Annotated in this window: 19 protein-coding genes and 1 pseudogene; 5 read left to right on the top strand and 15 right to left on the bottom strand. The window is 58.7% G+C overall.

What is annotated here, in order from left to right:
- Positions 1-25: 25 nt before the first annotated feature.
- The 3 genes from tssM to R6W86_RS11080 all read left to right on the top strand — a co-directional run bounded on the left by tssM (position 26) and on the right by R6W86_RS11080 (position 7,512).
- Positions 26-3,619 (top strand): type VI secretion system membrane subunit TssM, encoded by a 3,594-nt coding sequence (gene tssM / locus R6W86_RS11090; RefSeq protein WP_410329416.1) that lies wholly within the window; start codon positions 26-28, stop codon positions 3,617-3,619.
- 194 nt (positions 3,620-3,813) lie between these two features.
- Positions 3,814-4,392: an outer membrane beta-barrel protein gene (locus R6W86_RS11085; RefSeq protein ID WP_410329415.1), complete on the top strand. Its 579-nt coding sequence runs from the start codon at positions 3,814-3,816 to the stop codon at positions 4,390-4,392.
- Positions 4,393-4,590: 198 nt separating this feature from the next.
- A complete protein-coding gene (locus tag R6W86_RS11080; protein WP_410329414.1) occupies positions 4,591-7,512 on the top strand; it encodes a purple acid phosphatase family protein in 2,922 nt (973 codons plus the stop codon).
- 141 nt (positions 7,513-7,653) lie between these two features.
- On the opposite strand, the gene R6W86_RS11075 is transcribed toward R6W86_RS11080, so the two are convergent.
- The 6 genes and pseudogenes from R6W86_RS11075 to R6W86_RS11050 all read right to left on the bottom strand — a co-directional run bounded on the left by R6W86_RS11075 (position 7,654) and on the right by R6W86_RS11050 (position 11,588).
- The gene (locus R6W86_RS11075; protein ID WP_410329433.1) at positions 7,654-8,184 is read right to left on the bottom strand and encodes a group I truncated hemoglobin; all 531 of its coding nucleotides are present in this window, start codon (positions 8,182-8,184) and stop codon (positions 7,654-7,656) included.
- 117 nt (positions 8,185-8,301) lie between these two features.
- Positions 8,302-8,517 (bottom strand): annotated as a pseudogene (locus R6W86_RS11070) (2Fe-2S iron-sulfur cluster-binding protein); the annotation flags it as partial.
- An 89-nt stretch (positions 8,518-8,606) separates the two neighbouring features.
- Positions 8,607-9,011 carry a hypothetical protein gene (locus tag R6W86_RS11065; RefSeq protein WP_410329413.1) on the bottom strand — a complete coding sequence of 135 codons (405 nt, stop codon included), beginning with the start codon at positions 9,009-9,011 and terminating at the stop codon, positions 8,607-8,609.
- Positions 9,012-9,066: 55 nt separating this feature from the next.
- Positions 9,067-10,404, bottom strand: coding sequence for an ATP-binding cassette domain-containing protein (locus tag R6W86_RS11060; protein ID WP_410329412.1), 1,338 nt, complete (start codon positions 10,402-10,404; stop codon positions 9,067-9,069).
- Positions 10,401-10,934, bottom strand: coding sequence for a GTP-binding protein (locus tag R6W86_RS11055; RefSeq protein ID WP_410329411.1), 534 nt, complete (start codon positions 10,932-10,934; stop codon positions 10,401-10,403). Before R6W86_RS11055 ends, R6W86_RS11060 begins: the two co-directional genes overlap by 4 nt.
- A gap of 9 nt (positions 10,935-10,943) precedes the next feature.
- Positions 10,944-11,588, bottom strand: coding sequence for a hypothetical protein (locus R6W86_RS11050; protein WP_410329410.1), 645 nt, complete (start codon positions 11,586-11,588; stop codon positions 10,944-10,946).
- Positions 11,589-12,096: 508 nt separating this feature from the next.
- Between R6W86_RS11050 and R6W86_RS11045 the strand changes: the two genes are divergently transcribed.
- Entirely contained in the window at positions 12,097-12,690 is a 594-nt protein-coding gene (locus R6W86_RS11045; RefSeq protein ID WP_410329409.1) for an EAL domain-containing protein, read from the top strand.
- Here the strand turns inward: R6W86_RS11045 and R6W86_RS11040 are convergent.
- The 6 genes from R6W86_RS11040 to R6W86_RS11015 all read right to left on the bottom strand — a co-directional run bounded on the left by R6W86_RS11040 (position 12,680) and on the right by R6W86_RS11015 (position 17,326).
- The gene (locus R6W86_RS11040; protein ID WP_410329408.1) at positions 12,680-13,072 is read right to left on the bottom strand and encodes a roadblock/LC7 domain-containing protein; all 393 of its coding nucleotides are present in this window, start codon (positions 13,070-13,072) and stop codon (positions 12,680-12,682) included. The two genes, R6W86_RS11045 and R6W86_RS11040, sit on opposite strands and share 11 nt — an antisense overlap.
- A 77-nt stretch (positions 13,073-13,149) precedes the next feature.
- The gene (locus R6W86_RS11035) at positions 13,150-13,557 is read right to left on the bottom strand and encodes a hypothetical protein (protein WP_343812651.1); all 408 of its coding nucleotides are present in this window, start codon (positions 13,555-13,557) and stop codon (positions 13,150-13,152) included.
- 45 nt (positions 13,558-13,602) lie between these two features.
- Positions 13,603-14,961, bottom strand: coding sequence for an ATP-binding cassette domain-containing protein (locus R6W86_RS11030; RefSeq protein ID WP_410329406.1), 1,359 nt, complete (start codon positions 14,959-14,961; stop codon positions 13,603-13,605).
- A gap of 388 nt (positions 14,962-15,349) precedes the next feature.
- Positions 15,350-16,321, bottom strand: coding sequence for a cysteine synthase A (gene cysK / locus R6W86_RS11025; protein ID WP_410329405.1), 972 nt, complete (start codon positions 16,319-16,321; stop codon positions 15,350-15,352).
- A 56-nt stretch (positions 16,322-16,377) separates the two neighbouring features.
- The gene (trxC, locus tag R6W86_RS11020; protein WP_410329404.1) at positions 16,378-16,815 is read right to left on the bottom strand and encodes a thioredoxin TrxC; all 438 of its coding nucleotides are present in this window, start codon (positions 16,813-16,815) and stop codon (positions 16,378-16,380) included.
- A 67-nt stretch (positions 16,816-16,882) separates the two neighbouring features.
- Positions 16,883-17,326, bottom strand: coding sequence for a methylglyoxal synthase (locus R6W86_RS11015; RefSeq protein ID WP_410329403.1), 444 nt, complete (start codon positions 17,324-17,326; stop codon positions 16,883-16,885).
- Between the two features lie 84 nt (positions 17,327-17,410).
- Here R6W86_RS11015 and R6W86_RS11010 point away from each other — a divergent pair, with 84 nt between their 5' ends.
- Entirely contained in the window at positions 17,411-18,190 is a 780-nt protein-coding gene (locus R6W86_RS11010; RefSeq protein ID WP_410329402.1) for an ATP-binding protein, read from the top strand.
- 1 nt (position 18,191) lies between these two features.
- Here R6W86_RS11010 and R6W86_RS11005 read toward each other — a convergent pair whose 3' ends face one another.
- Genes R6W86_RS11005 through pdsR form a run of 3 tightly spaced genes read right to left on the bottom strand, consistent with a single transcriptional unit; the run spans position 18,192 to position 22,240 of the window.
- A complete protein-coding gene (locus R6W86_RS11005) occupies positions 18,192-19,499 on the bottom strand; it encodes a DUF3422 family protein (RefSeq protein ID WP_410329401.1) in 1,308 nt (435 codons plus the stop codon).
- 14 nt (positions 19,500-19,513) lie between these two features.
- Positions 19,514-21,535 carry an ATP-binding protein gene (locus R6W86_RS11000; protein WP_410329400.1) on the bottom strand — a complete coding sequence of 674 codons (2,022 nt, stop codon included), beginning with the start codon at positions 21,533-21,535 and terminating at the stop codon, positions 19,514-19,516.
- A 3-nt stretch (positions 21,536-21,538) separates the two neighbouring features.
- Positions 21,539-22,240, bottom strand: coding sequence for a proteobacterial dedicated sortase system response regulator (pdsR, locus tag R6W86_RS10995; protein ID WP_410329399.1), 702 nt, complete (start codon positions 22,238-22,240; stop codon positions 21,539-21,541).
- Positions 22,241-22,399: the final 159 nt, after the last annotated feature.

Below are 22,399 nucleotides of genomic sequence, written 5' to 3'. Positions count from 1 at the left end.
CCCACAAGACGCAACGAACGCAGGAATGGAAACCATGTGGAGAAAAGCATTACTCATTGGTCGGTGGCTTCTGCCCCGCATCCGCAGTGCCGCTCCCGTTACCCTGGCATTGGGTGTTGTGGCCGTGCTGGTGGCTACCTGGTGGCTGGGGCCACGCCTGGAAATCAATGGGGACTATCCCCTGATGGCCTGGCAGATGCGGGCCCTGGTCACCCTCGGGGTAGTGCTGCTGGTGGTCATTGTCTGGGGCTCCATGCTGGCCCGACGCCTGGGCAAGGTGAACAAGGCCACGGCTGAGGAGCAGCGCGAACAGGAAGACCCGATTCTGCCGATGGAGCGTCGTCAACAGCGGCTGCTGGACCGACAGCTGCAGGCGTTGAAAAGCAACCTGCCTGGGCGCAAGGGCATGTATCGGCTGCCCTGGTATCTGGTGATGGGCCTGGAGGACGCCGGTAAAACCAGCCTGATCCAGCGGGCCGGGCAAACCTATACCCTCACCAACGTGACCCGTAATAACCGTGGTGATCGTAACCCGTTCAGCTTTGACTGGTGGATTGGCGACAAGGGTGTGTTGATTGATCCGGATGGGGAACTGCTGAGCCAAAATCAGGGCGAAGGCGCCACCGGGGAAATCCAGAGCCGGCTCTGGAATCACTTTGTCGCCTGGCTGGAGCGCAGTCGCCCACAACGGCCGCTCAATGGGGTGATCGTGGCAGTGGATCTTGCGCGCCTGAGTGCCTCCGGCGAACCACAGCGTGAAGCCCATGCCGTTCTGCTGCGCACCCGCTTGAGGGAACTGATGGAGCAACTGGGTTCGCGGCTGCCGGTGTATGTGACCTTCACCAAGATGGACCTCATGTATGGCTTTGCGCCTTTCGTGCGTACCCTCAGCAAAGCCGAGAAGGATAAGGTCCTGGGCTTCACCTTCAGGCTTGATGGCCGGCAGGATCAGGACCAGTGGCTGGACCAGTTCGCGGAGCGCTTTGTTGACATGGTGGATGAGCTCACCGAGCGCCTGCCGGACGTACTGGCCAATACCCGTGATAACGAAGAACGGGTGGCGGCCTATTCCTTTACCCGCCAGTTGGCCGGCCTGAAGTCAGCCATGGAGCAGTTCCTGTCCGATTTGCTGTCGGCGGATTCCTTCTCCACGCCTGCGTTGGCGCGTGGTGTCTACTTCACCTCGGTGTTGCAGGAAGGGGTGCCTGAAGATGCGTTTGTATCCGCAGCGGCCCGGAACTACCAGATGCCGGATCCCATCCAGCCGGCCCAGCGTGGTGGGCAGTCCGCGAGCCTGTTCACCAAAGGCCTGTTTCCCGACATCATCTACCCGGAAGCGGGCCTGGCGGGCGATAACCGACGGGTGGTGCGCCAGCGTCATCGCCGGGTGGCGGTTGCGGCCGTGGTGGCGGTGGCCGCCGGTGCAGGTATGACTGCGGGCTGGCAGCATTATTTCATCCAGAATGCTGAAGCCGCGGCCCAGGTGGAAAACCGGGTGAAAAGCTATCTCAACGACTGGCATCCGGTAGGCTACGAGCCGGACACCACCGGCCGCAACCTGTTGCAACCGTTGGATGAATTGCGTGATGCCACCCTGGCCTTCGGTGATTACCGCAAGGGATGGCCACTGGTCACCGATATGGGACTGTATCAGGGCCACAAGGTGGGCCCGGAAGTGGACAAGGCCTACCTGACCATGCTTGCTTACCAGTACCTGCCCGCGCTGATGTTCGGGGTGATGGAGGAAATGGGCCAGGCGCCGGACAACAGCGCGGAACGGCTTGGCCACCTGCGGGTGCTGCGGATGCTGTACGATGCTAGCGGACGTCGCATCGACATTGTGTCAGGTTATATGCGTCAATACTGGCAAGCCCGGTTCCCGGGCCAGCGCGATGTGCAGAACCGCCTTTATGGGCATTTGCAATACGCCATGGCCCATACCGACCTGTCAGACCTGGCGGCCAACGGTGACCCGACCGCCACCATGGCGCTGGCGCCATTCCGCAGCAGTGTGGAGTGGGCGCAGCATGAGCTTGGCCGTATCAGCACGTCAGACCGCGTCTATCGTGAACTGGAGAACGAGGCCAGCCGTGATTTCCCGGCGCCATTGGAAGTGGCTCGCAGCTCCGGCCCGGCTTTCTCCACCGTATTCACGCGATTGGACAGCTACGGTGAACCTCTTGCTGGAAATGTGCCGTCAGCACAGGACCCGCTGTCCATTCCGGCTCTACTGACCCGGGAAGGCCTGGAAAAGTGGTTCCTGCGTGAGTCCGGTTCGGTGACCGAGTTGGCCCTGATTGATGCCTGGGTACTGGGTCGCCGGGACGATGTAGAGTTCAGCAAGGCCGATGAGGCCGAGCTGCTGGCCAGTCTTCAGACCCTTTACGCCGAGCACTATGCCGAAGCCTGGCGCACCGCGCTCAGCCGACTGGATATCCATCGGTTCGAAGACCTGAATCACGGTGTTCGCATTCTTGAAAGTCTGACCAGCGGGCACGAACCCCTGGCCAGGCTGCTCGCCCAGGTACGGGAGAACACCCGACTGATACCGGTGGGTGATGGTGAAGCCGAAGCCGCACGCAAGTTGTTGGAGCAGTCCCCCCATTACCGAATGCTGCGGGACATAGAGCGCCAGTTCAGCGACCTGAACCAGCTCACCCGCAAGCAGGGGGAGGCGCCCTCCGGCCTGGAGGAAGTCATGCTGGTGGTGGTGGAGCTGCATGAGTACCTGCGCAACATCCAGGAATCCCCGGACACCGGCAAAGCTGCTCTGAGTGCTGCCCGTGCCCGTATGAGCCTGCAGGGCGCCGATCCCATCTTCACCCTGCAGCGCATGGCCGGCCATCAGCCTGAACCCCTGAACCGGATACTCAACCGCCTGGCCAATGAAAGCTGGGGGGTTATTCTGGACAGCGCTGTGGCCCAGCTGGAGCGGGACTGGTACCGGGAAATTTACCAGCCCTTCCAGCAGAACCTGGCCCGCCACTACCCCTTCACACAAGGGGCAGGGCGTGATGCTGCGCTGCAAGATTTCGAACGTTTCTTTGCCCCGGACGGCATTCTGGAAACCTTCTATAGCGAGAACCTGAAGCTGTTCCTGGAAGACCATCCGGAGCAGGTGGGCGACGCCAGCAGGGCCAGCCTTGTGCGCCGGGATGTGTTGGCCGCGCTGGAGCGGGCGAGACAGATTCGACAGGCGTTCTTCACCCGCAGCGGCACGCTGGACGTGGAGTTTGCCCTGGAACCGCTCAGCCTGAGCAATAACAAGCGGCGCTCGGTGGTGAACATCGATGGCCAGCTGGTGGAATTCTCCCATGGTCCGCGCCAGAGCATTCCGCTGATATGGCCCAACACGCTGCGAGATGCCGTGGAAACCCGAATCACTCTGGTGCCAATCCAGGTCAACCGATCACCCCGTAGCATTTCCGAGAACGGTCCATGGGCCCTGTTCAGGCTGTTGGGCCAGGCAGACATTACCGGGGTGAGCAGTAATGCGGTGGATGTCAGGTTCCGGGTGGACGATGGGGAAATGAAGTATCGCCTGCACGCCGCCAGCACTATCAACCCTTTCACGCAACAGCTGCTGTCAGGCTACCGGATACCCCGAAGCCTCTACTGATCTGGTATGGGGCGCATTGCCGGGTGGACGGAGTTGGTTCTGCCCACCCGATGAACCAGATGTGAATAAATCTTAGTCCGGTTTTAACCCCCCGCAGCGTCAAATCCCGATACGGTGGTTTCAGGCGATCGCGCAAAGTCCGAGGCGATTGCCCGACAAGGCGAAAGGAAATCAACCTTAAAGGGAGACGCGCTATGAGCTACAAAGCACGTTTTGCGTATGCCACGGTTCTGACTGCAGCGGTTGCGACGGCCCCGGCGGTTTGGGCGCAGGAAAGCGTCAGCCGTGATCCGGCCGGGCCGTACATCAGTGGTAGTTACGGTGGTTACAAGTCCCACGGCGGTGAGTTCGAGGATGAGAACGATCTGCTGGGTGTTGCGCTGGGTTACCAGTTCTCGCCCTTCTTTGCCCTCGAGGCGGAGTACATCGATTTCGGTAACTTCGGCGAGGATGATGTGGATGCCAAGCTCAAGGGCGCCGGGCTCAGTGCGGTCGGGCGGTTGCCGTTGACCGACAGTTTCGGGGTCTATGGCAAGGCCGGTGCGTTCGTCTCCGCACTGGATGTGGATGCGTTCGACGAGAGCGAGACCTACGACGAGGTCAGTCCCTTTGTCGGTGCCGGTGTGGACTTCCGGGTGACGCCACAGCTGACGGCGTTCGCGGAATACAATCGCTACAACGTCGATGTTGATGAGGATGACTTCAACGGCCAGGTCACCAATGACGGACCGGAGTTTGATACCGGCCGGGTTGGTCTGAAATATCAGTTCTGATGGTGAAAAGGCCTCGGCCAGGGATGGCTGAGCCCCTTTTTTGTTCTCCACATCAAAAGTGTCAGAAAAATATACAGCTCAATGCTGCCAGCATCCCCGGTGATTTTACTTCGGGAAAGCTTTCAGGCGCTTAGAGAGCTGGCACTGAATATGCTGAATTTTTACGGTCCCCGATCCTATCCCCGGGAGGTGGTCGTTATGGTTCTGCGCTTCTTTGCTTTTCCCCGCCCCGCCCGCTCATTGACGTGTGGTACTGGATTGTTCCTCACCCTGTTTTTGGTGCTGGCCCTGTTACCATTGCGTGCGTCTGCCGCCGAGCTACTGGTGTCGCTCTCATCGGATCGAAGCTCGCCCCAGAGCCTTGAGACAACGCCACTACAGGACCAGGTGTATATCTTTGTGGGCGATGCCAATGCGGCGGATCAGGTTCGTTTCTATCTGGACGGTACCCTCGTCAAGACTGAAAACCGCATTCCCTGGGACTTCGCCGGCACGACTCCGGATGATCTGGCCTATGCCTACGACACCCGTAACCTGGTGGATGGCAACTACCAGGTCAGTGCCGAGCTTTACCAGGGTGGTTCGGTGGTACAGACCCTTCAGGGGCTGATGCAGGTTGCCAACCAGCCGCCACCGGCGCCGGGCGGTGAGGCCGGGCAGCTGCATACCGGTTGGCAAGGCGATCCTTCCGGATCGCTGGCAGTGATGTGGTTCTCGCCGCTTGCGGGAACGCCGGCTACGGTGAGCTACCGTCGGGCTGGTGAGAGTGCCTGGGAGCAGGCCAGTGGTACGGTCAGTCACTCCACGGCTGATGGTCAGTATCTGTTGGTCAACCTTGAGGGACTGCTTGCTGATACCCGTTATGAGTTTCGTGCGGCGCTTGCCCCGGACGTTTGGAGTCGGGTATACGAGAGTTATACCGCACCGGCACCGGGGCCCGCGGACTTTGATGCAATTTTTGTCGCCGATACCGGTCTGGTCGGTCGTCTTGACGGGCTGGCCACCGGAACAGAGCAGGTAATTCTGGAGATTGCCCGGCGCAATCCGCGGTTGGTGCTTTTGGGCGGTGACTACGCCTATTTCAATACCGATAAGCGCTATGTCACTCTCGAGCGTTCCATTGCCGCCTGGTTTGACCAGATGTCGGCAATCGCCAGCCAAAGCCCGATGATGCCGACCTATGGCAACCATGAAGTGCTGTTGGGGGAGGGTTTTGACACCTGGGTGAATTACTTTGTGACGCCCGAGGGCTGGAACGGTCGTCGGATGTACAGCTTTGATGCCGGTGAGGCTCATTTTGTATCGATCTTCGGACTGAATGAGTACGAGCAACTTCCGCAGGATGCGCTGGACTGGTTGAGCGCCGATCTGGCAGCTGCCGGAGGCCGGGGCCAGCGCTGGCTGGTGCCTTATCTGCACGCGGCCCCGTTCTCGGAGGGCACCAATCACCCCTCTGCACTGCCACTTCGTGACCAGCTCGGGCCGATCTTTGAGGCTGCGGGAGTTCAGGTGGTGCTCACTGCTCACGATCAGTCCTATGAGCGAACCTATCCGCTGGTCAATGTGCCTGCCACAAACACGCCAACGTCAGACAATCGTCATTGTTATGGCCCAGAGGATGGTGTGAGCTGGCTGAAGGTTGCCCCAGGTGGCAAGCTCAGCAATATTTCGCAGGATTTCTCGCCCTGGCGTACCTCGGAGCCGCCTGCCTGGACGGTGTTCCGGAACAATACGTTGCACCATTTTGCCCATCTTTCGTTGACCGCAACCGGTACGCTCAATGTGGATGTGTTCGGAGTTGAAGGCGATGGCTCTGTGCCGCTGCAGATCGATCGGGTCCGATATGCCTTGAATGGCTGTGCGCCGGAGGTGCTGGCGCAGCCTCGGCAGGTCGCATTGCTGGCCGAGCCGGGTGAAGTGGTCTCTGAGAGCCTGAACGTAACCGGCGGCGATGGCGCTGTACTGGATTTCGAAATCAGCCAGGTCCCGGGCTGGTTGTCGCTTTCGCAGGTCTCAGGAGTGACGCCGGCAAGTATAGAGTTAGTGGCAGATGCCTCCAGTTTGGCGGTCGGTGAGTACCGCGGCATCCTGCAGATCACTGCCGGGGAAGACAGTGCCACCTGGGTGCCGGTGGTGTTGCGGGTAGGCGCTTCCAGTTATGGACTCTGGGTGTCGAACAGCCCCGAGCGGACGGGAGCCGTCCCCCTGGAAGGCGCCCTATTGCAGGGTGAGCAATACATTTTCACCAGTCCGGATACCGATGTCAGTCAGGTGCGTTTTTACATGGACGATCCGACCGGTACCGGCGTAGTCACCAAAACCGAGAATGTACCCCCCTTCGATCTGGCCGGCACTGCCGCCGATGATACCGCTTATCCCTATGACACCGGGACGCTGGCGGATGGTGGCCATGAACTGGGCGCTCGCCTCACCATTTCCGGGGGGCTTGAGGTTCTGGTGTCGGCCGGATTCATGGTGGCCAATGATGTCCCGCAGCTGGATGCCACCCCGGGCAGCGTTCTGTTTGAACTAACGCCGCCTCAGTCACTGGCCCAGCAGGATGTCCTGGTACAGATGACCGATGGCAGTAACCCGAACTACAGCGCGCGCAGCACGGCGGCCTGGCTGGGCGTAGAGCCCCTTGCCGGAGTGCTACCTGAAACGCTTGTGCTGACCGCCGATGCCTCGGCGCTTTCCCCCGGCCAGTACCAGGCGGATGTAGTGATTGAAGCAGGGACCGGAGAGCAACTGAGTGTCCCGGTCAGTCTCGTCTATGACCAGCCCTCTCTGTACACACTGGTGGTATCCCAGGCGGCGGACCGAAGTAATCCGGTGCCGCTTGACGGCTCAAACCTGAGCGGTGAGGTGTACATCTTTGTGCCCGACATTGAAGGCATGAAGAGGGTGGCGTTCTATCTGGATGATCCGGACCGACTGGGTAGCGCGATCAAGGTGGAAAACCGTGCCCCCTGGGATTTCGCGGGCACGGTTACCAAGCCTCCGCGCGATGCTTACGGATTCAGCCTTGAGGGATTGGCGGGCCAGCATGTCATCACCGCCGTGATCACGGACGCTGGTGGTGACGAAGTCGTGCATGGAGTATTTGACGTCAGTCCCTGACAGGACTGACGTCCGAAGGCTGTCGCTTCACGTTCTCCAGCTCACTGAACCGGCGCTCTAGTGTCCCGTCTGGATGTGGATGCGCTCGCCGAGAGCGAGACCTACGACGAGGTAAGTCCCTTTATTGGCGCCGGGTTTTTGTTACTCCCCGATGGAATACATGCAGTCCGGGCAGTACACGGTACCCAGTCGCAGGTGATAGCGTACGGTGACTCCGGCATCAATTTCGTTGCCACAGCTGTCGCAGAGGGAGCCTACGTCCAGAGTGACCTCGTCAAAACCGGAAACCGGTATTTCTATGTCACCGATCTTTCGATTCCAGGGTTTGTCCTTGACGATATCGCTGCGGAAACTGTTTTCAAGCGCCCTCCAGCGCTCAACCAGATGCTCCGGCAGTCCATGACGGCGCAGGCAATCCAGCATGATCGATTCGCGGTAGTCGAACAGTTCGTTGGAGATGACCATCCAGTGATGGGCATTGCGAGGACGGTCGCCAAAATAGACTTTCTCGCCGGTGAACTTCTGCCGCAGGAACAGGAACTGTTTCTCGACGGCACGCTTCATGGTGACGCCGTGGAAAAAAGGTGCCAAGCGGGGATCCTCGTAGACCCGGCTATAAAAGTCTTCGAGCACCGCCCTGAGCACTGACCCTTCCCCGAGTGCCTGCCACATTTCCGGATCCGGACTGTGGAAATTGCTTTCGTTCCTCTCCTCCGACGGAGTAGCGCTCCTGTTTCCGCTGCGTTTCGGTCGAGCAGCAATCACCATATCGTCCACGGGACGGCATAGACAGGGGAGGAAGCACCCCTCATCTTTTTTTTGGCTATCGAGTCCTTTCTGGGATTCCTCCGAGAGACGTCCTTTTTCGGCAACATGAATGCAGGCATGGCATGAGCCCTTTCGGCACGAGAAGGGAAACTTGACCCCGTGCCTAAGCATGGCCTCCAGGATGGTTTCCTCGCTCCTGCATTGATAGTTCTGGCCCTGATATTCGATGGTATACATACAGCAGTGTCTCCTCCGGCAAGTTCATAGTAGCCAGTACTGTTGACAGCACTGGCTTTGTACCTGGCAATAAACCAGATACCGAGTGCCTAGAGAGCAGCCTCAACTTTCGGCAATGCAGCGCGAGCCTTGGTCAGTACCATCCCGAGGTTTGCGGTGCGGCGGCAGACAAACGTTACCACATGTTCCTGATTTGCCTTGCTGCGCATGAAGATATGGATCAGGTTTTCGCTGTTAACGATGATTTCCTGGAAGTAGTGGAAGTCATCCAGTGGAAGCCCGCGGGCTTTCTTGAACATATTCTCGATGGTAACCACGTTGGGGCCCTGGAACAGGTCGGCTGTGGCTGCAGCCAGCATTTCGAGAACTTCCTGGGGGTGGGAGTCCACGGTTTTTATACCCAGCAGCATGCCACTGTTGAGATCGACATAGCCCCCCGCAAGACATTCAGGAATCTCGGAAATCGACTTCTGGATCGCGTCTTCAAGACTCATCGGTGCATTCTCCTTTATTTTACTGTGTTGTTATCGTTAGTTTGGTGGCTGTATTTCAAGACACCGGTATGGCTTGTTTTCGCCCGGCAAGAAACCGGGCGAAGTGTTCCAGGAACTCAGCCTGGGCTTCTGACTGGACCCAGCGTGGTTCAATACGCCGGGCTGCTTCCAATGCTTCCAGTGCTTCGGCGCCCTCCCAGATAAGGTAGGCAGCCAAAATGGTTCCGGTCCTTCCCAGCCCTGCTCGACAGTGAACTGCAACAACACCACCCTCGCTGCATAGCTGGTTTATCTTTTCGCAAAGTTCCAATGCCTGTGCCTTTGTGGGTGGATGCATGTCCGGGAACGGGGACCAGATGTTCTCAATGCCGAAGGCTTTCAGCGTCTCGACTTCAGGTGGCGTTTCGGTCAGGGTTATCAGATTTGTAACACCGACCCGGCGCAAGGCCTTCAGGTCGTATTCAAGATCCTGGACGATGCCCGGTCGGGGGGTGCCGGCCAATTGCCCCTTGTGGAGCCAGACGAAGCCTCGTGGCCCGAAGCTGTCGCTTACGTATTGTTTTGCCCTGGCCGGGATTGCAGCGGGTCGAGGTGCCTCAGGGTCAAGACTTTCCGGATCCGTATCGGGATCAGGCAAGGCGCAGGATCCGGATCGAATGAACGCGCGCCCGGCGTCGGTTCCGGGCTTTATCAAAAACTCTTCGATAGGCGTAACTTCCTGGATGTTGCCACCTGCCAGCAAAATAGTGTTGCCCGCGAGTTGGCGCGCGTGCTCCAGATTATGAAGAGCGACAATGATTGAGCGTTTTCGTCCTTCGTCGGCGATGCACTCCAGTAGTCGTCTCGCCTCCGATTCGCTGAGCCCCGTGGTCGGCTCGTCCAGCATTAACAATCTGGAGCCGGTTGCAGCCATGCGCATGATGGCTAGGAGTCTTTGCAGGGCAAGATCCAGGTGGACTACCGGGTCGTCAATCCGTTCGATGAGTTCACTCAGGCCGGCCGAGTCCAGAAGACGCACTGCCAGTTGCCGTTGCTGCAGGGGAGAAAGTCCCTGGCGTTCAGGAAGGTCGTGGATGATGTTCTCCAGGACACTGGACATCATCATGCGGGTATTCTGGGCCACAAGCGCCGGGCGCTCTCTGGTGGAAATGGGATTGCCCAGATAGGTTGCCTCGCCCCAGGTCCTGAGGTTAGGGCTGGCATCGTTATAACCGCTGAGGGTTCGGAGCAGCGTTGATTTTCCGGTTCCGGCTGGCCCGAGAAGGATTGCCACCTGTCGGTCCGGGATATCCAGATCCAGGCTGGCGAGGATGGTTTTTTCTCCGAAGCCGACGCCGAAACCTCGCATGGATAAAACCGGAGGTGTGGAATCCGCCGAGTCGCCAGGGGTCATCGTTGAGCCCCCGGGTCCAACATGGCGAGCAGCGCCTGTAGCATAATGGAGACGTCTGTCCGCTCACGGGCATCCACCTCAAAGACGGGGGCCTGAATACCGAGTTCCGAGAGTCGGGTGTGGTAAGAGTAAAGTCCCGGGCGGGGCTTGGTATCCATGCGTGTAACGCCTACAACCAAGGCATTCTTTTTTATAAAAGTCTCGAAAGCACGGACGTAGAATTCCAGATCGGCCAGTGGATCTTCGCGGTCATTATCGACCAATACCACGATGCCCAGGCCGCCAATGGTGAGGATGTCCCACATAAATCTGAAACGTTCCTGACCAGGGGTACCGTAAAGGTGAACTTTCAACCCTTCCCCAAGCTTCATTACGCCATAGTCCATGGCGACCGTCGTTGTCGCTTTTTGCTTGGCGACCTCGTCACTGGCCTTGCTTTCGGTACTGACAACCGGAATGTCACTGATAGAGCCGATGGCGGTGGTTTTGCCAGCACCGACCGGTCCGGTAAAGATGATTTTGTGCTCCACTGAGTTCTCCTAAAACCTGGCAATCTTTTTCAGAAGTGACGAAAGCAGCGATTGGCTGCGATGAGGCGCCAGGCTGGGCTCTTCAGCTTTACGGTTGATGGCGCGACCGAGACCCGCGGCTTTGGCAGCGCTGTAGATTTGAAAGATTTCGCTGGCGGGGACCTTCAGTAGCCGAGAGGCAAAGAACACGGACGTCGGATGTTTTGAGAGCAGCGCCAGGATTCTGAAACTGTTTGGGGTGCGGGGTAGGCGAGTCAGGTTGGGCCAGTAATCCAATTGAATCACGTCAGCCTGGTTACAGCCTTCCATCAGTCGACCATCGGAAACGTAAAATGCAGCTTGCCACATCAGCTCATCGATATTTCGTCCGATCCCGGAGTCCGTAGAGAGTTGATCGTCCCCTGTGTCAAGAATCCTCACGCGACAGTTATCCGGGCTCTGGCAGAGTAATGCGGGCAGATCCGGGCTATCCGTAAAATACTCTCCCCGGCTGCTCATTACCGTCAGGCTGCCGATGCTCCCGCCGCTTATGCGGATATCCTGATTGTTGGCAACTGCACGTTGCAGAGTATTGAGCAGATAGTCCTCTGGACTGAAATAGGTTGCTGCCGCAGAGGCATCCGGGGATTTGTTATTGAGGGTCTGTGCGTCCATACGCAGTAAATGTCCGGGTAAAGTTTTGTTGACGGCTCCAGGCCAGCGTTGTCGAGCCTTAAATAGGTGATTGGTCTGGTAGTTTCTTGCGAAGGCTGACTCGTTGAGAATGCTTAAGCATTGGCATCACCGTACTCTAGGCAGCCCTTAACAGGTGCGCAACATACGACATGTCCTGTTTGGCAACATTTGTGCCGGTTTTTGTTGCCGAATGTAAAACTTTGTTTTGCGCTGGAGTTTTAGAATTTTGTTCTTAAAGTTTTGGCGGCAGTCTTAATAACCTTTAATTAACTAGGGTTATTTGTCAAAGCTCAGGATCTTACTTTATTTCTGTCCGTTATCAAAAAAGGCTTCGCTGACACCATGAAGATGCATAACCACCTGTATCAGGATCAGGAATCATTGTTGAAGTTTGTCAGCGATCATGGTCTCGCCTATCAGACTGGTTTAGTACAGGTATTTGCCGGTAAAGTGGAGTGTGGTGGGTGTGTTCGGTTCGGGGTAGCCGATGTTGAAACCAGTTTCTATCAGCAACAATCTCTCAGCCAAGGACATGGAAAATCCGGACATCTCGGCCTTTATTCTGGAACAGCTTTCGCTCCACGGTGGCCATAACCTGATTTTTGAGATTACGGAAACGGAATCTATTCAGGACTATTCCAAGGTCAAGCAGTTTGTCGAAGGCGTACGCGCCAGAAATTCGAAAATTGCAATTGATGATTTTGGCAGCGGCTATTCCAACGATTCTTATCTGATTGAAATTCAGCCGGACCTTATCAAGGTCGATGGTTCAATAATCTCCCGGATACTGGACGATGAGAAGAGTCGTCTAATTACTGAGAGCATCGTTGAGTTTGCACACAAGATTGATGCAAAGGTGGTTGCGGAGTTTGTGTGTAATGAAGAGATTGCCGATGTATTGCGAGATATGAATGTGGACTTTTTCAGGGTTTCCATTTCGGAAAGCCAGAAGTGCTTTCGGATTTGTCCGACTAGTATGAACGGAAAACAGGGGGCTTGTGCCCCCTGTTCAGACAGTTCGACTCACCCGAGTAACCCTTTGTCGGCTATTTACACTCCAGCCAGGGCGATTAGGCGTTGATCACCTGGTCGATCTTCGCGGCACACTTGCGCGCCTCAAGGAATACCCGCCCCAGGTTCACTGTCGGTTTGGCCGCCAGAGCCAGAACCTTGTCGTCGCCAGCCCGGATCAGAAGCATCAACCCCTGAGTTCCTTCCACCAATAACTGCTTCATCTGACCGCGCCCGATTTCATCCGACGCCTGTTCTGCCAGCGCCAGCAGTGAAGCGCACATGGCGGAAAAACGATCTTCATCAGTAGTGGTGCCGAGGACAGCACCAATGATGTAACCATCTGTCGTCATAGTGGCGGACGCTTCAATTTCCGAGGAGGAAGCATTGAGTTCCCGGAGAATGGAGCGGGCGGCACTGGCCTTCGGATGGGACTGACCAAAATAACCCATGGTGTTCATCCTTCTAGTTCACAACCCCTGCAGTGAACCGGAGTTCATCCGTTGGGTCAATTGTTACTATGTAACGGCTACAGCGCAGCTTCCACCTTAGGCAGTGCAGCGCGGGCTTTGGTTAAAACCATGCCAAGGTTGGCGGATTTACGACATACGAATGTCACTACGTGGTCCTGGTTCTCCTTGGTGCGCATGAAAATGTGAATCAGGTTCTCACTGTTGACGATGATTTCCTGAAAGTAATGGAAATCATCCAGCGGAAGGCCTCGGGATTTCTTGAACATGTTCTCGATGGTCACAACGTTAGGGCCCTGAAACAGATCAGCAGTTGCTGCGGCGAGCATTTCAAGGACTTCCTGAGGATGTGAGTCAACGGTTTTGATGCCAAGAAGCATCCCACTGCTTAAGTCCACATAACCACCTGCCAGGCACTCCGGAATAGTGGAAATAGCCTGTTGAATAGTATTATCAAGGTTCGACATAAGTAACTCCGGATCTTTTCGATTGATTGACGCAGGTCAGTTTTTTTAGCCTGCTTGTATTTTTCGCCTGGCTATAAACCGGGCGTACCTTTCTAGAAACTCAGCCTGGACTTCGGATTGCACCCAGCCAGGCTCCATCTGGCGGACCGTTTCAAGTGCATCCAATGCCTCTTTGCCTTCCCATATCAGGTAGGCCGCGAGAATTGTTCCGGTGCGTCCCAAGCCTGCGCCGCAGTGGATGGCAACAATGCCGCCGCTGCTGGTGATTTCCTGAATTTGTTTGCACAAACCCACAGCTTGAGTGATAGCAGGGGCTGCCATGTCCCTGAAAGGACACCAGATACTTTCGATTCCAAACCCAGAGAGTCTGGTCGTCTCAGGTAGTGTCTTGGTGAGGCTGATGAGAGTGGTGATCCCCACCCGCTGCAGGGCCTTCAGGTCACCTTCGAGATCCCCCAAGACCCCTGGACTCGACATGCCGGCCAACTGTCCCTGTTTGAGCCAGAGAAAACCCCGAGGTCCGAAGTTGTCACTTGCGTAATCCTTAGCGATGGCGGGTGTTTTTGCCGGGGCAGGAGTTGAGACATCCAGAATATCGGGGTCGGTGTCAGGCGAGGGAACCGAGCACGAGCCCGTACGAACAAAGGAACGCCCCGGATCAGTCATCGGCGTGCTAAAGAAGGTATCTGTCGGAGTCTTCTCCTGGACAATGCCGCCAGCGATCAATATCGTCTCTCCACGTAGTCGCCGGGCGTGGATCTGATTGTGCACGGCCATAAATATAGAGCGCGTGGCACTTTTCATGGTAATGAAGTCGAGTAATCGATCAGCTTCGGCTTCGGAAATGTCAGCGGAGGGTTCATCAAGAAGTAGAAGAGGGGCACCTGTTGCTGCCAGCCGCATGATGCCAAGGTGACGTTGCTGAGCCAGCTCCAGATGTATGACTGGTTCATCAATCCGGTCGACGAGTTCCTGAAGTCCAGCTGATTCCAGCATGGTTACGGCAAGTTCTCTTTGCTGCATTGGGGAGAGGTGCCGTCTCCCGGGCAGGTCATGAACGATGTTTTCCAGGATGCTGGCCATCATCAGACGGGCATTTTGTGCAGCAAGGACAGGACGTTTTGTCCAGGCCTCCATGAGTTTGCCACGATAGCTGGCTTGCCCCCAGGTTCTCAGGTTGGGGTTGGGATCGTTGAATCCCGCAAGTGTTCGTAACAGGGTTGATTTGCCCGTGCCGCTGGGTCCAAGCAGCAGGGTAACGCCAGATTCCGGCAACTCCAGATTGATGTCGGCGAGTACGGTTTTTTCTCCGAAGGCGACTCCGAATCCGGATAGCGAGAGCAAGGGTGCTGATCGATCGTGACTGGGAACCTCCAGCACCTCATTATTAGCTCTATCGGGCATGATCTACTCTTCGCAATTGCTGATTTACGCTGTATCCGAATCCGAAAGTCAGGTCTTGATAACGTTCAAACCCTGACCGAAAGTTGAAAGGCTTTTCTGCGGTACAAGGGGCTGGTCTGTACGCCAGTCGGAGGACACCAAATTTTCGCCATCTCGTTCGGGAGAGCTGAATGGTCTGACTTTTCTTTCATCGAGTTGATTAAGATCAAGGTGCAGTTTAGTGATCCTTAAGTTTATGCACAAGAAGAATAAGTCGCTTATATAGACACTTAGTGCTTAAGTCGAAGTTATTGATGGGTTGGAAAGGAGGGGTGACCATGACGGTTTGCTGAGGATAAGACCGTCTCATAGGGGAAAAAGGGCGCCAGGGTTGTGGCGCCCCGTTGAGTTACTGAACTGTTTCCTGCTCGCTGAAAATGCCCGCGAACAGGGCCGTGGACAAATACCGTTCCGCCGAATCCGGCAGCACCACCACGATGTTCTTGCCTTGGTGTTCCGGCTGCTTGCTGACGCGAACGGCGGCGGCTACGGCGGCACCACAGGAAATCCCGCACAGGATGCCTTCTTCCTGCATGAGCCGGTGGGCCATGTCCATGGCTTCTTCATTGGTTACTGCCTCCACCTGATCGACCAGATCCAGATCCAGGTTCTTGGGTACGAAGCCGGCGCCGATGCCCTGGATCTTATGGGGGGCGGGCTTGGGCTCTTCGCCATTCAGGGTCTGGGTGATGATCGGGGAATCGGTGGGCTCCACGGCGACCACGGTGATGTCCTTGCCCTTGGTGCCCTTGATGTAGCGGGCCACACCGGTGAGGGTGCCACCGGTGCCGACCCCGGAGACGAAAATGTCCACTTCGCCGTCGGTGTCGTTCCAGATTTCCGGGCCGGTGGTGTCCTCGTGGATACGGGGGTTGGCCGGATTCTGGAACTGCTGGGGCAGGAAGTGGTTGTCCGGATCGGACGCGAAGATTTCCTCGGCCTTGGCGATGGCGCCGGGCATGCCTTTGGCCGGCTCGGTCAACACCAGTTCAGCGCCCAGGGCCTTGAGAACCTTCCGGCGTTCCAGGCTCATAGAGGCCGGCATGGTCAGGATCAGCTTGTAGCCACGGGCGGCGGCGACAAAGGCAAGGGCGATGCCGGTGTTGCCGCTGGTGGGCTCGACGATGGCCATGCCGGGCTTCAGTGTGCCGCGTTTCTCGGCATCCCAGATCATGGCGGCACCGATCCGGCACTTCACCGAGTAGGCCGGGTTACGGCCCTCGATCTTGGCCCAGATAGTGGCGCCGTCGTTGACGCGGTTGAGTTTGACGAGCGGCGTGTTGCCGATGGACAGGGAGTTGTCTTCGTAGATTCGTGCCATGGTGTTATCCTCCTTTTTGCAGCCATCATAGCACCGGATAGCCGGCCGTCCTGTTTTCAACCCAGTTCGCTGTTGAGCCAGGCCGAAAGTTGGGCGGTGGGCATGGCGCCGCTCTTGCGGGCAATCTCGCGGCCGCCCCGGAACAGGATCAGGGTGGGGATGCTGCGGATGCCATACTGGCTGGAGGCCTGAGGGGCCTGTTCGGTGTTGAGCTTGGCGAAGGCGACCTTGCCGGCCCAGTTGCGGGCGGCCTGCTCGAACTCCGGTGCCATGGCCTTGCACGGGCCGCACCAGCTGGCCCAGAAATCGACGAGTACGGGCAGGTCTGACTGGCCGGTAAAGCTGGCCATGGAGGCATCGTCGAGATTGGCCACATCGCCATTCAGCAATGGTTTCTTGCAGGCGCCACAGTTGGGCTTGTCACCCAGGCGGGCGGCCGGGACGCGATTGGTCCTCAGGCAATGGGGACACTTGATCTGGAGTGGATCAGACATCAGGAACTCCTCACGGAATGGGTCTGCTTATCAGATAGTAGCCCCGATGCCTGAATTCAAGCCCGCCTCATTGATTGACTTCGCGCCCGGTGTAGTCGGAGAAGTCCGGCTTTTGCGGATGGTGCTGGTCATCGGTCATGTAGGCGGAGGTGAGCACAAACTCGGCGGTGGCCCGGTTGCAGGCCACGGGAATGTTCCACAGGGCGGCAATGCGCAGCAGGGCCTTGATGTCCGGGTCGTGGGGCTGGGGTTCCAGTGGGTCCCAGAAAAACACCAGCAGGTCGATCTCGCCCTCGGCGATCTTGGCGCCGATCTGCTGGTCACCGCCCAGCGGGCCGCTCAGCAGGCAGTTGAGATCGTCCCGTCCGAGGCTCTCCCGCAACAGCCTTCCGGTGGTACCGGTGGCATAGAGACGCAGGGGCGCGAGCCGGGTCCGGTTCTCGTTGGCCCACTCCACCAGTTCCTTCTTCTTGTTGTCGTGCGCCACCAGGGCGACGGATTTTACGGCCATTTGCGGTAAAGTCTCCTGTTATGGATCAAGATTGGTTGTCAGTGTTCCACAGCCTGACGCGGGACGAAATAGGAAAGAGGGTTTATGGGCACCACGCAGTTTGACTGGCAACACACACCGGCGGCGGTTTGGCGCCGCCACCGCTCGGGTCTGCGGGCGATCCGGCGGCTGGATCCGATCAGCTGGAGCGATCTCAAAGGCATTGACCGGCAGAAGCAGGCGCTGGCCCGCAATACCGAACGCTTCCTGGCCGGTGAGCCATCCAATAACGCGCTGCTCTGGGGCTCCCGGGGCACCGGCAAGTCGTCGCTGATAAAGGCCCTGTTGAACCGGTATCGGGACCAGGGGCTGCGTATGATCGAGGTGGACAAGGACGACCTGGTGAACCTGCCCGAGATCGTCGATGACATCTGTGATCTGCCGTTTCGGTTCGTCATTTTCTGCGACGACCTGTCGTTCGATGTCGGTGAATCCGGCTACAAGGCACTGAAGAGTGTGCTGGAAGGCTCCCTGGAGTTGCCGCCGGAAAACGTCCGGGTATACGCCACTTCCAATCGCCGGCACCTGATGCCGGAGTTCATGAGCGACAATCTCAAGAGCGAGGTACGGGACGGCGAACTGCATCCGGCGGAGGCGATCGAGGAACAGGTGTCCCTGGCGGACCGGTTCGGCCTGCAGCTGTCGTTCTACCCGTTCGCTAAGGATGTGTACCTGCAAGCCATTGATGCCCTGTTCCCCGAGGTTCAGGACCGGGAAGCCCTGCACCTGGAAGCCATCCGCTTTGCCACCGGCAAAGGCGTGCGCAACGGGCGCACCGCCCAGCAGTTTTTCCGGCAGGTGGCCGGAGACAGCCGGTTCCGCTGAGCTACTGCCGCCTGGCCATCTTGATGAAGTGATGATGGACGATACGGATGCCCAGGAATACCAGGGCCATGACCACGGGGATGGCAATGCCCAGCACCAGGGTCTTGTTGAAGGCCACGCCGCTGTCGTAAAGCGCGTCCAGTCCCAGTTTCAGCAGGCCGATCAGGTAGTAGGAGATGGCCACCACGGAGAAGCCTTCCACGGTGTGCTGCATCATCAGCTGGATACGTGACCGGCGGTCCATGGAACTGAGCAGCTGCTGGTTCTGGCTCTGGATGGCCAACTCCACCCGGGTGCGCATCATGTCCGAGGCCCGATCCACACGCCGGCTCAGGTCTTCAACCCGCTCGCTCACCGCCTCGCAGGTTTTCACCGCTGGCGTCAGCCGCCGGGTCATGAACTCGGTCATGGTCAGGTGGCCGGAAAGCTCGTCTTCCCGCAACTCCTCCAGTCGGGTCAGTACCAGGCGGTGGTAGGCCCGGGTGGCAGAGAAGCGGAACGTGGAATGGGCGCGGAAGGCCTCGATCCGGGCGGCGATGTTACTGAGTTCGCCCAACAGCCGCTGCTCATCCACGTCCTGGTTGTCGGCCAGGGCCTGGGTGATGATCGCCAGCTTCTGGTCCATGTCGTTCAGGGACGGGGTGATTTCCCGGGCCACGGGCAGGGCCAGCAGGGACATCAGCCGGTAGGTCTCGATTTCCATCAGGCGCTGGGTGAGGCGGCCCAGCTGGCTGTTGGACATGTGGTGGTTCTGGACCATGAACCGACCGAAACCGTCACTGTGCAGTTTGAAGGTGCCCCAGATCCTGGCTGCACCTTCCTGGGGGCTGCTACCCACCAGGCGCAGACCCTCGAAATGCTGGCGGACAAAGGCGAGATTGCTGGCGGCATCGTGGGACGAGGGCCGAATGTCCACGTGGAAGGCGGCAATCACAGTACCTGCCAGTTGCTCAAGCCAGCCCTCGGGCAACGGTGTGATCCCGGTTTCGGTGAAAGGATCGGCACTGCTTTCGGCCAGGTTGGTAAAGCTGTAGGAGGCGAACTCCATGTGCATTTCCCGGCGCACCTTCAGGGTGCCGAAGGTCTGCTCGAAACAGCCAACCTCCTCCTCGGGAACCGGGTAGCCCAACATGCGGTGGAGCTCCTGCAGGTGCAGGAACTGCTCCCGGCGCTGGTCCGGGGTGGTCAGGATCGCCATCTGGGTCACCCGCGCCGGGGTGGGCAGCACCTGGAAGGGGCGGGAGTGGAGTTCGTTGTACAGGTCATCCCGCAGGGGATGGATGTCGAGATGTTCCAGTCGTGAGCTCACAGCAGAATCCGGGCTTATCTGGGGTTGACCGGGATGATAACCCGGAAACGCACCCCGTCAATGCCACCATGGGCCTCATTGGCGGCTTCTACCCGGCCACCATGGTACTCGGCAATCAGTCGAACGATCAGCAGACCCTGCCCCAGATGGCCCTCCCCGCTGCCCTCCCGATGGGACACGAAGGCGCCGAAGATATCGGCGGAGCCATCCTCCGGCAAGGCCGAACCCTGGTTGAATACGGACAGTTCCAGAGTCTCCGGGTGCTGTGCCAGGGCGACCTCGATCAGCCCGTGCTCGGGGGTGAAGTCCCGGGCGTTATCCACCAGCTTGTCCAACAGTTGCACCATGTGTTCCGGGGAACCGGTCAGGTGGCAGCCGTGTTCCGGGCCGACGTACCGGATCTCGTGACCGCTGTCGAGGCCCTGATAAGCAGCGGTGGCCCCGGCGGCCACTTCGGCCAGGTCAAAGGGTTCCGCGTCGGCCTGATCGAAGCTCTGTTCCAGTCGTGCCGCTTCACTCATGCCGTGGAGGATCTGGCGCAGACGTTCCGTGGCGGTTGAAGCGCGCTCCAGGTATTGCTGGCGCTCCGCCTCGAATCGGGCATGGGCTAGATTTTCCAGGGAGGAGCGCACGATCGCGACGGGGGTCTTCAGCTCGTGGGACAGACGGCGGGAGAAGCTCTCGAGATAGCGGTTGTAGCCATGCAGCCGTTCCACCATCTGGGCGAAGTGAGCCTGAAGCTGACCCAGTTCATCGCGGCTGGCGGCCGAGGGCAGGGTGCCGATGATCCGGCCGTCCTCGTCGACGCTGGCGCTCACCAGTCGCTGCAGGCGGGCAATGCGCCAGGACAGCCAGCTGGCGTAGCCGAGCAGAACCAGGGTCAGGGCAACGATGATCAGGGTGCTGCGGGCAATCACCGAGCCCAGGGTCGAACCGGAAAGGGTCAGCAGTTGGTCCAGGGATTGTTCCAGAATCAGGGTCCGGTCCCCGAAAACCGGCTTGGAGACCAACAGCCATCGGCTGTCATCCGGGTGCTGGAAGAGCCCCTGTTCCGGCAGGGAGCGGGCTTCCAGCTGGCGCGCCTGGTCGGGGAGGAGCCCGGGCTCGGGCTGATAACGCTGGACCAGGTAACGCAGGACGTTAAGGCTGATTTGCTCCAGCACCTGCACGGGGCTGAGGCTGTCGAATTCCGGTGACGTACCCCTACCGGGCTTTCGGGCGTGGGTAATCACCCAGCCAGCCGGCTCGACAATCCGGGCCTGCTGGCCCGGGTCGAGCTGTTGCGCCAGTCTGCGTTCCAGCGCCGGCCGGCGACCGACCAGAACCGGCAGTGGCTCGAGTGACGTTGCCAATGGGAACTCCCCATCCCGGTAGGCGGCAAAACCAAGGCGGCTGTTATCCGGTGGTTGCGGCAGCTGGAGCTCCAGCTGCCAGCCCTCGCCGTGCTCCTGCCATGCACCTTTGACACGGTAGTCCGGGCGCGGTTCTTTGCTGTCGGTCTGGCCATAGAGCTCGCCGGGTGCGGACGGACGAACCAGCCAGGCCTGGCGCGCCGGTGACTGATCCACCGCCGTGGCCGGCGCCTGTAGCCAGAGTTTCAGGGAATCATGGGGTTGCCCCGGGTCGGAGGGACTGAAGAAACTGGACTGACGACCGCGCAGTCTGATCAGCAGATAAAGGTATTGGCCATTGCTGGCCGCCTGCCACTGGAATTGCAGACCGTCGTCGGTCCGGGTGCCTTGCCAGGGCTGGGAAGCTGCCGTGTCATCGTAGCCGGGCCATTCGGAACCATAGCCGTCCGGTGTGAAGGGTTGGCTCAGGGGCGCAACATAGATGACCGGCACCTCGGCGGGAATCGCCGGCTCGCCCAACAGCCGGTCTCCCGCCAACTCCGCCAGTTGTTCGGCGCGGGAGTCCAGCTGCCGGATCGCCTGTTCCCGCAGTGCCGTATCCAGTTCGAGCACGAATTTCAGGCCCGCCCAGGGGATGAGCAGCATCAGCAGACTGGCAACCAGGAGCTGGCGCTTGAGGCTCAAGGGTCAGACCTCATGGGCGTTCCAGCGATAGCCCATGCCGTAGGCGGTCTGGATGCCATCGAACTGGTCATCCTCCTGCTGGAATTTGCGGCGAATGCGCTTGATGTGGGAGGTCACGGTGTTGTCATCGAGCACGGTGCTGGCGGCGTCCATCAGCTGATCCCGGCTGCGGACATGGCCAGGGTGGCGGACCAGCGAGTGCAGCATCCAGAATTCGGTGACGGTCAGGTCAATGGGCTGATCGTTCCAGGCCACGGTCATCCGGTCCACGTTCAGGGTGAGCCGGCCCCGCCGGAGCAGCTCATCCGGTTTCTGCAGCGCCTCGGCCCAGGCATCGGCCCGGCGCAGGAGCGCGGTGATCCGGGCCAGCAGATGATCGATGCTCATGTCCTTGGTGACATAGTCATCGGCGCCCAGCCGCAGGCCATGAACCGTGTCGATGTCGCTGTCCCGGGCAGTCAGGAAGATGATCGGCAGGGTCATCGACAGCTGCCTGAGGTCCTGGCACAGCAGGAAACCGCCTTCCGGCTCATCGCCAAGCCCGACATCAATGATGGCAAGATCCGGCAATTCCTGGTGCAGCGCCTGATAGGCCGAAGCCCGGTCCCCGTAGGCTGAGACCCGGTAGCCCCGGCGCTCGAAGGCGGCCCGGTAATTGTCCCGGATCGCCGGTTCGTCTTCGATCAGCACAAGGTGTTTCTTCATGGTCATCGACCGGTTGCCTGAATGGAGTCCCTATTTAACCATGGCAACCGGCCAGGACAAGGTCCAGGGGCCTGTTGCCACAATTGATCATTATTCGTCGCCGTATTGTCGCACTCTGCCACGGCCTGAACCTTTCGGGTTGGTGAAATAGCGGTCATC

Origin of the sequence: Marinobacter sp. (assembly GCF_046484525.1) — a bacterium.
GTDB lineage: Bacteria > Pseudomonadota > Gammaproteobacteria > Pseudomonadales > Oleiphilaceae > Marinobacter.
This window is presented reverse-complemented; position numbering and strand designations above follow the sequence as displayed.

Excerpts from the sequence above, each read along its gene's own strand:
- R6W86_RS11035 (WP_343812651.1), bottom strand. The coding sequence starts at position 13,557 with ATGTCGAACCTTGATAATACTATTCAACAGGCTATTTCCACTATTCCG.
- R6W86_RS11040 (WP_410329408.1), bottom strand. The coding sequence starts at position 13,072 with ATGGGTTATTTTGGTCAGTCCCATCCGAAGGCCAGTGCCGCCCGCTCC.
- R6W86_RS11010 (WP_410329402.1), top strand. The coding sequence starts at position 17,411 with ATGGGCACCACGCAGTTTGACTGGCAACACACACCGGCGGCGGTTTGG.
- R6W86_RS11065 (WP_410329413.1), bottom strand. The coding sequence starts at position 9,011 with ATGAGTCTTGAAGACGCGATCCAGAAGTCGATTTCCGAGATTCCTGAA.
- cysK (WP_410329405.1), bottom strand. The coding sequence starts at position 16,321 with ATGGCACGAATCTACGAAGACAACTCCCTGTCCATCGGCAACACGCCG.
- pdsR (WP_410329399.1), bottom strand. The coding sequence starts at position 22,240 with ATGAAGAAACACCTTGTGCTGATCGAAGACGAACCGGCGATCCGGGAC.
- R6W86_RS11085 (WP_410329415.1), top strand. The coding sequence starts at position 3,814 with ATGAGCTACAAAGCACGTTTTGCGTATGCCACGGTTCTGACTGCAGCG.
- R6W86_RS11060 (WP_410329412.1), bottom strand. The coding sequence starts at position 10,404 with ATGACCCCTGGCGACTCGGCGGATTCCACACCTCCGGTTTTATCCATG.
- R6W86_RS11045 (WP_410329409.1), top strand. The coding sequence starts at position 12,097 with ATGTTGAAACCAGTTTCTATCAGCAACAATCTCTCAGCCAAGGACATG.
- tssM (WP_410329416.1), top strand. The coding sequence starts at position 26 with ATGGAAACCATGTGGAGAAAAGCATTACTCATTGGTCGGTGGCTTCTG.
- trxC (WP_410329404.1), bottom strand. The coding sequence starts at position 16,815 with ATGTCTGATCCACTCCAGATCAAGTGTCCCCATTGCCTGAGGACCAAT.
- R6W86_RS11015 (WP_410329403.1), bottom strand. The coding sequence starts at position 17,326 with ATGGCCGTAAAATCCGTCGCCCTGGTGGCGCACGACAACAAGAAGAAG.
- R6W86_RS11050 (WP_410329410.1), bottom strand. The coding sequence starts at position 11,588 with ATGGACGCACAGACCCTCAATAACAAATCCCCGGATGCCTCTGCGGCA.
- R6W86_RS11030 (WP_410329406.1), bottom strand. The coding sequence starts at position 14,961 with ATGCCCGATAGAGCTAATAATGAGGTGCTGGAGGTTCCCAGTCACGAT.
- R6W86_RS11075 (WP_410329433.1), bottom strand. The coding sequence starts at position 8,184 with ATGTGGCAGGCACTCGGGGAAGGGTCAGTGCTCAGGGCGGTGCTCGAA.
- R6W86_RS11080 (WP_410329414.1), top strand. The coding sequence starts at position 4,591 with ATGGTTCTGCGCTTCTTTGCTTTTCCCCGCCCCGCCCGCTCATTGACG.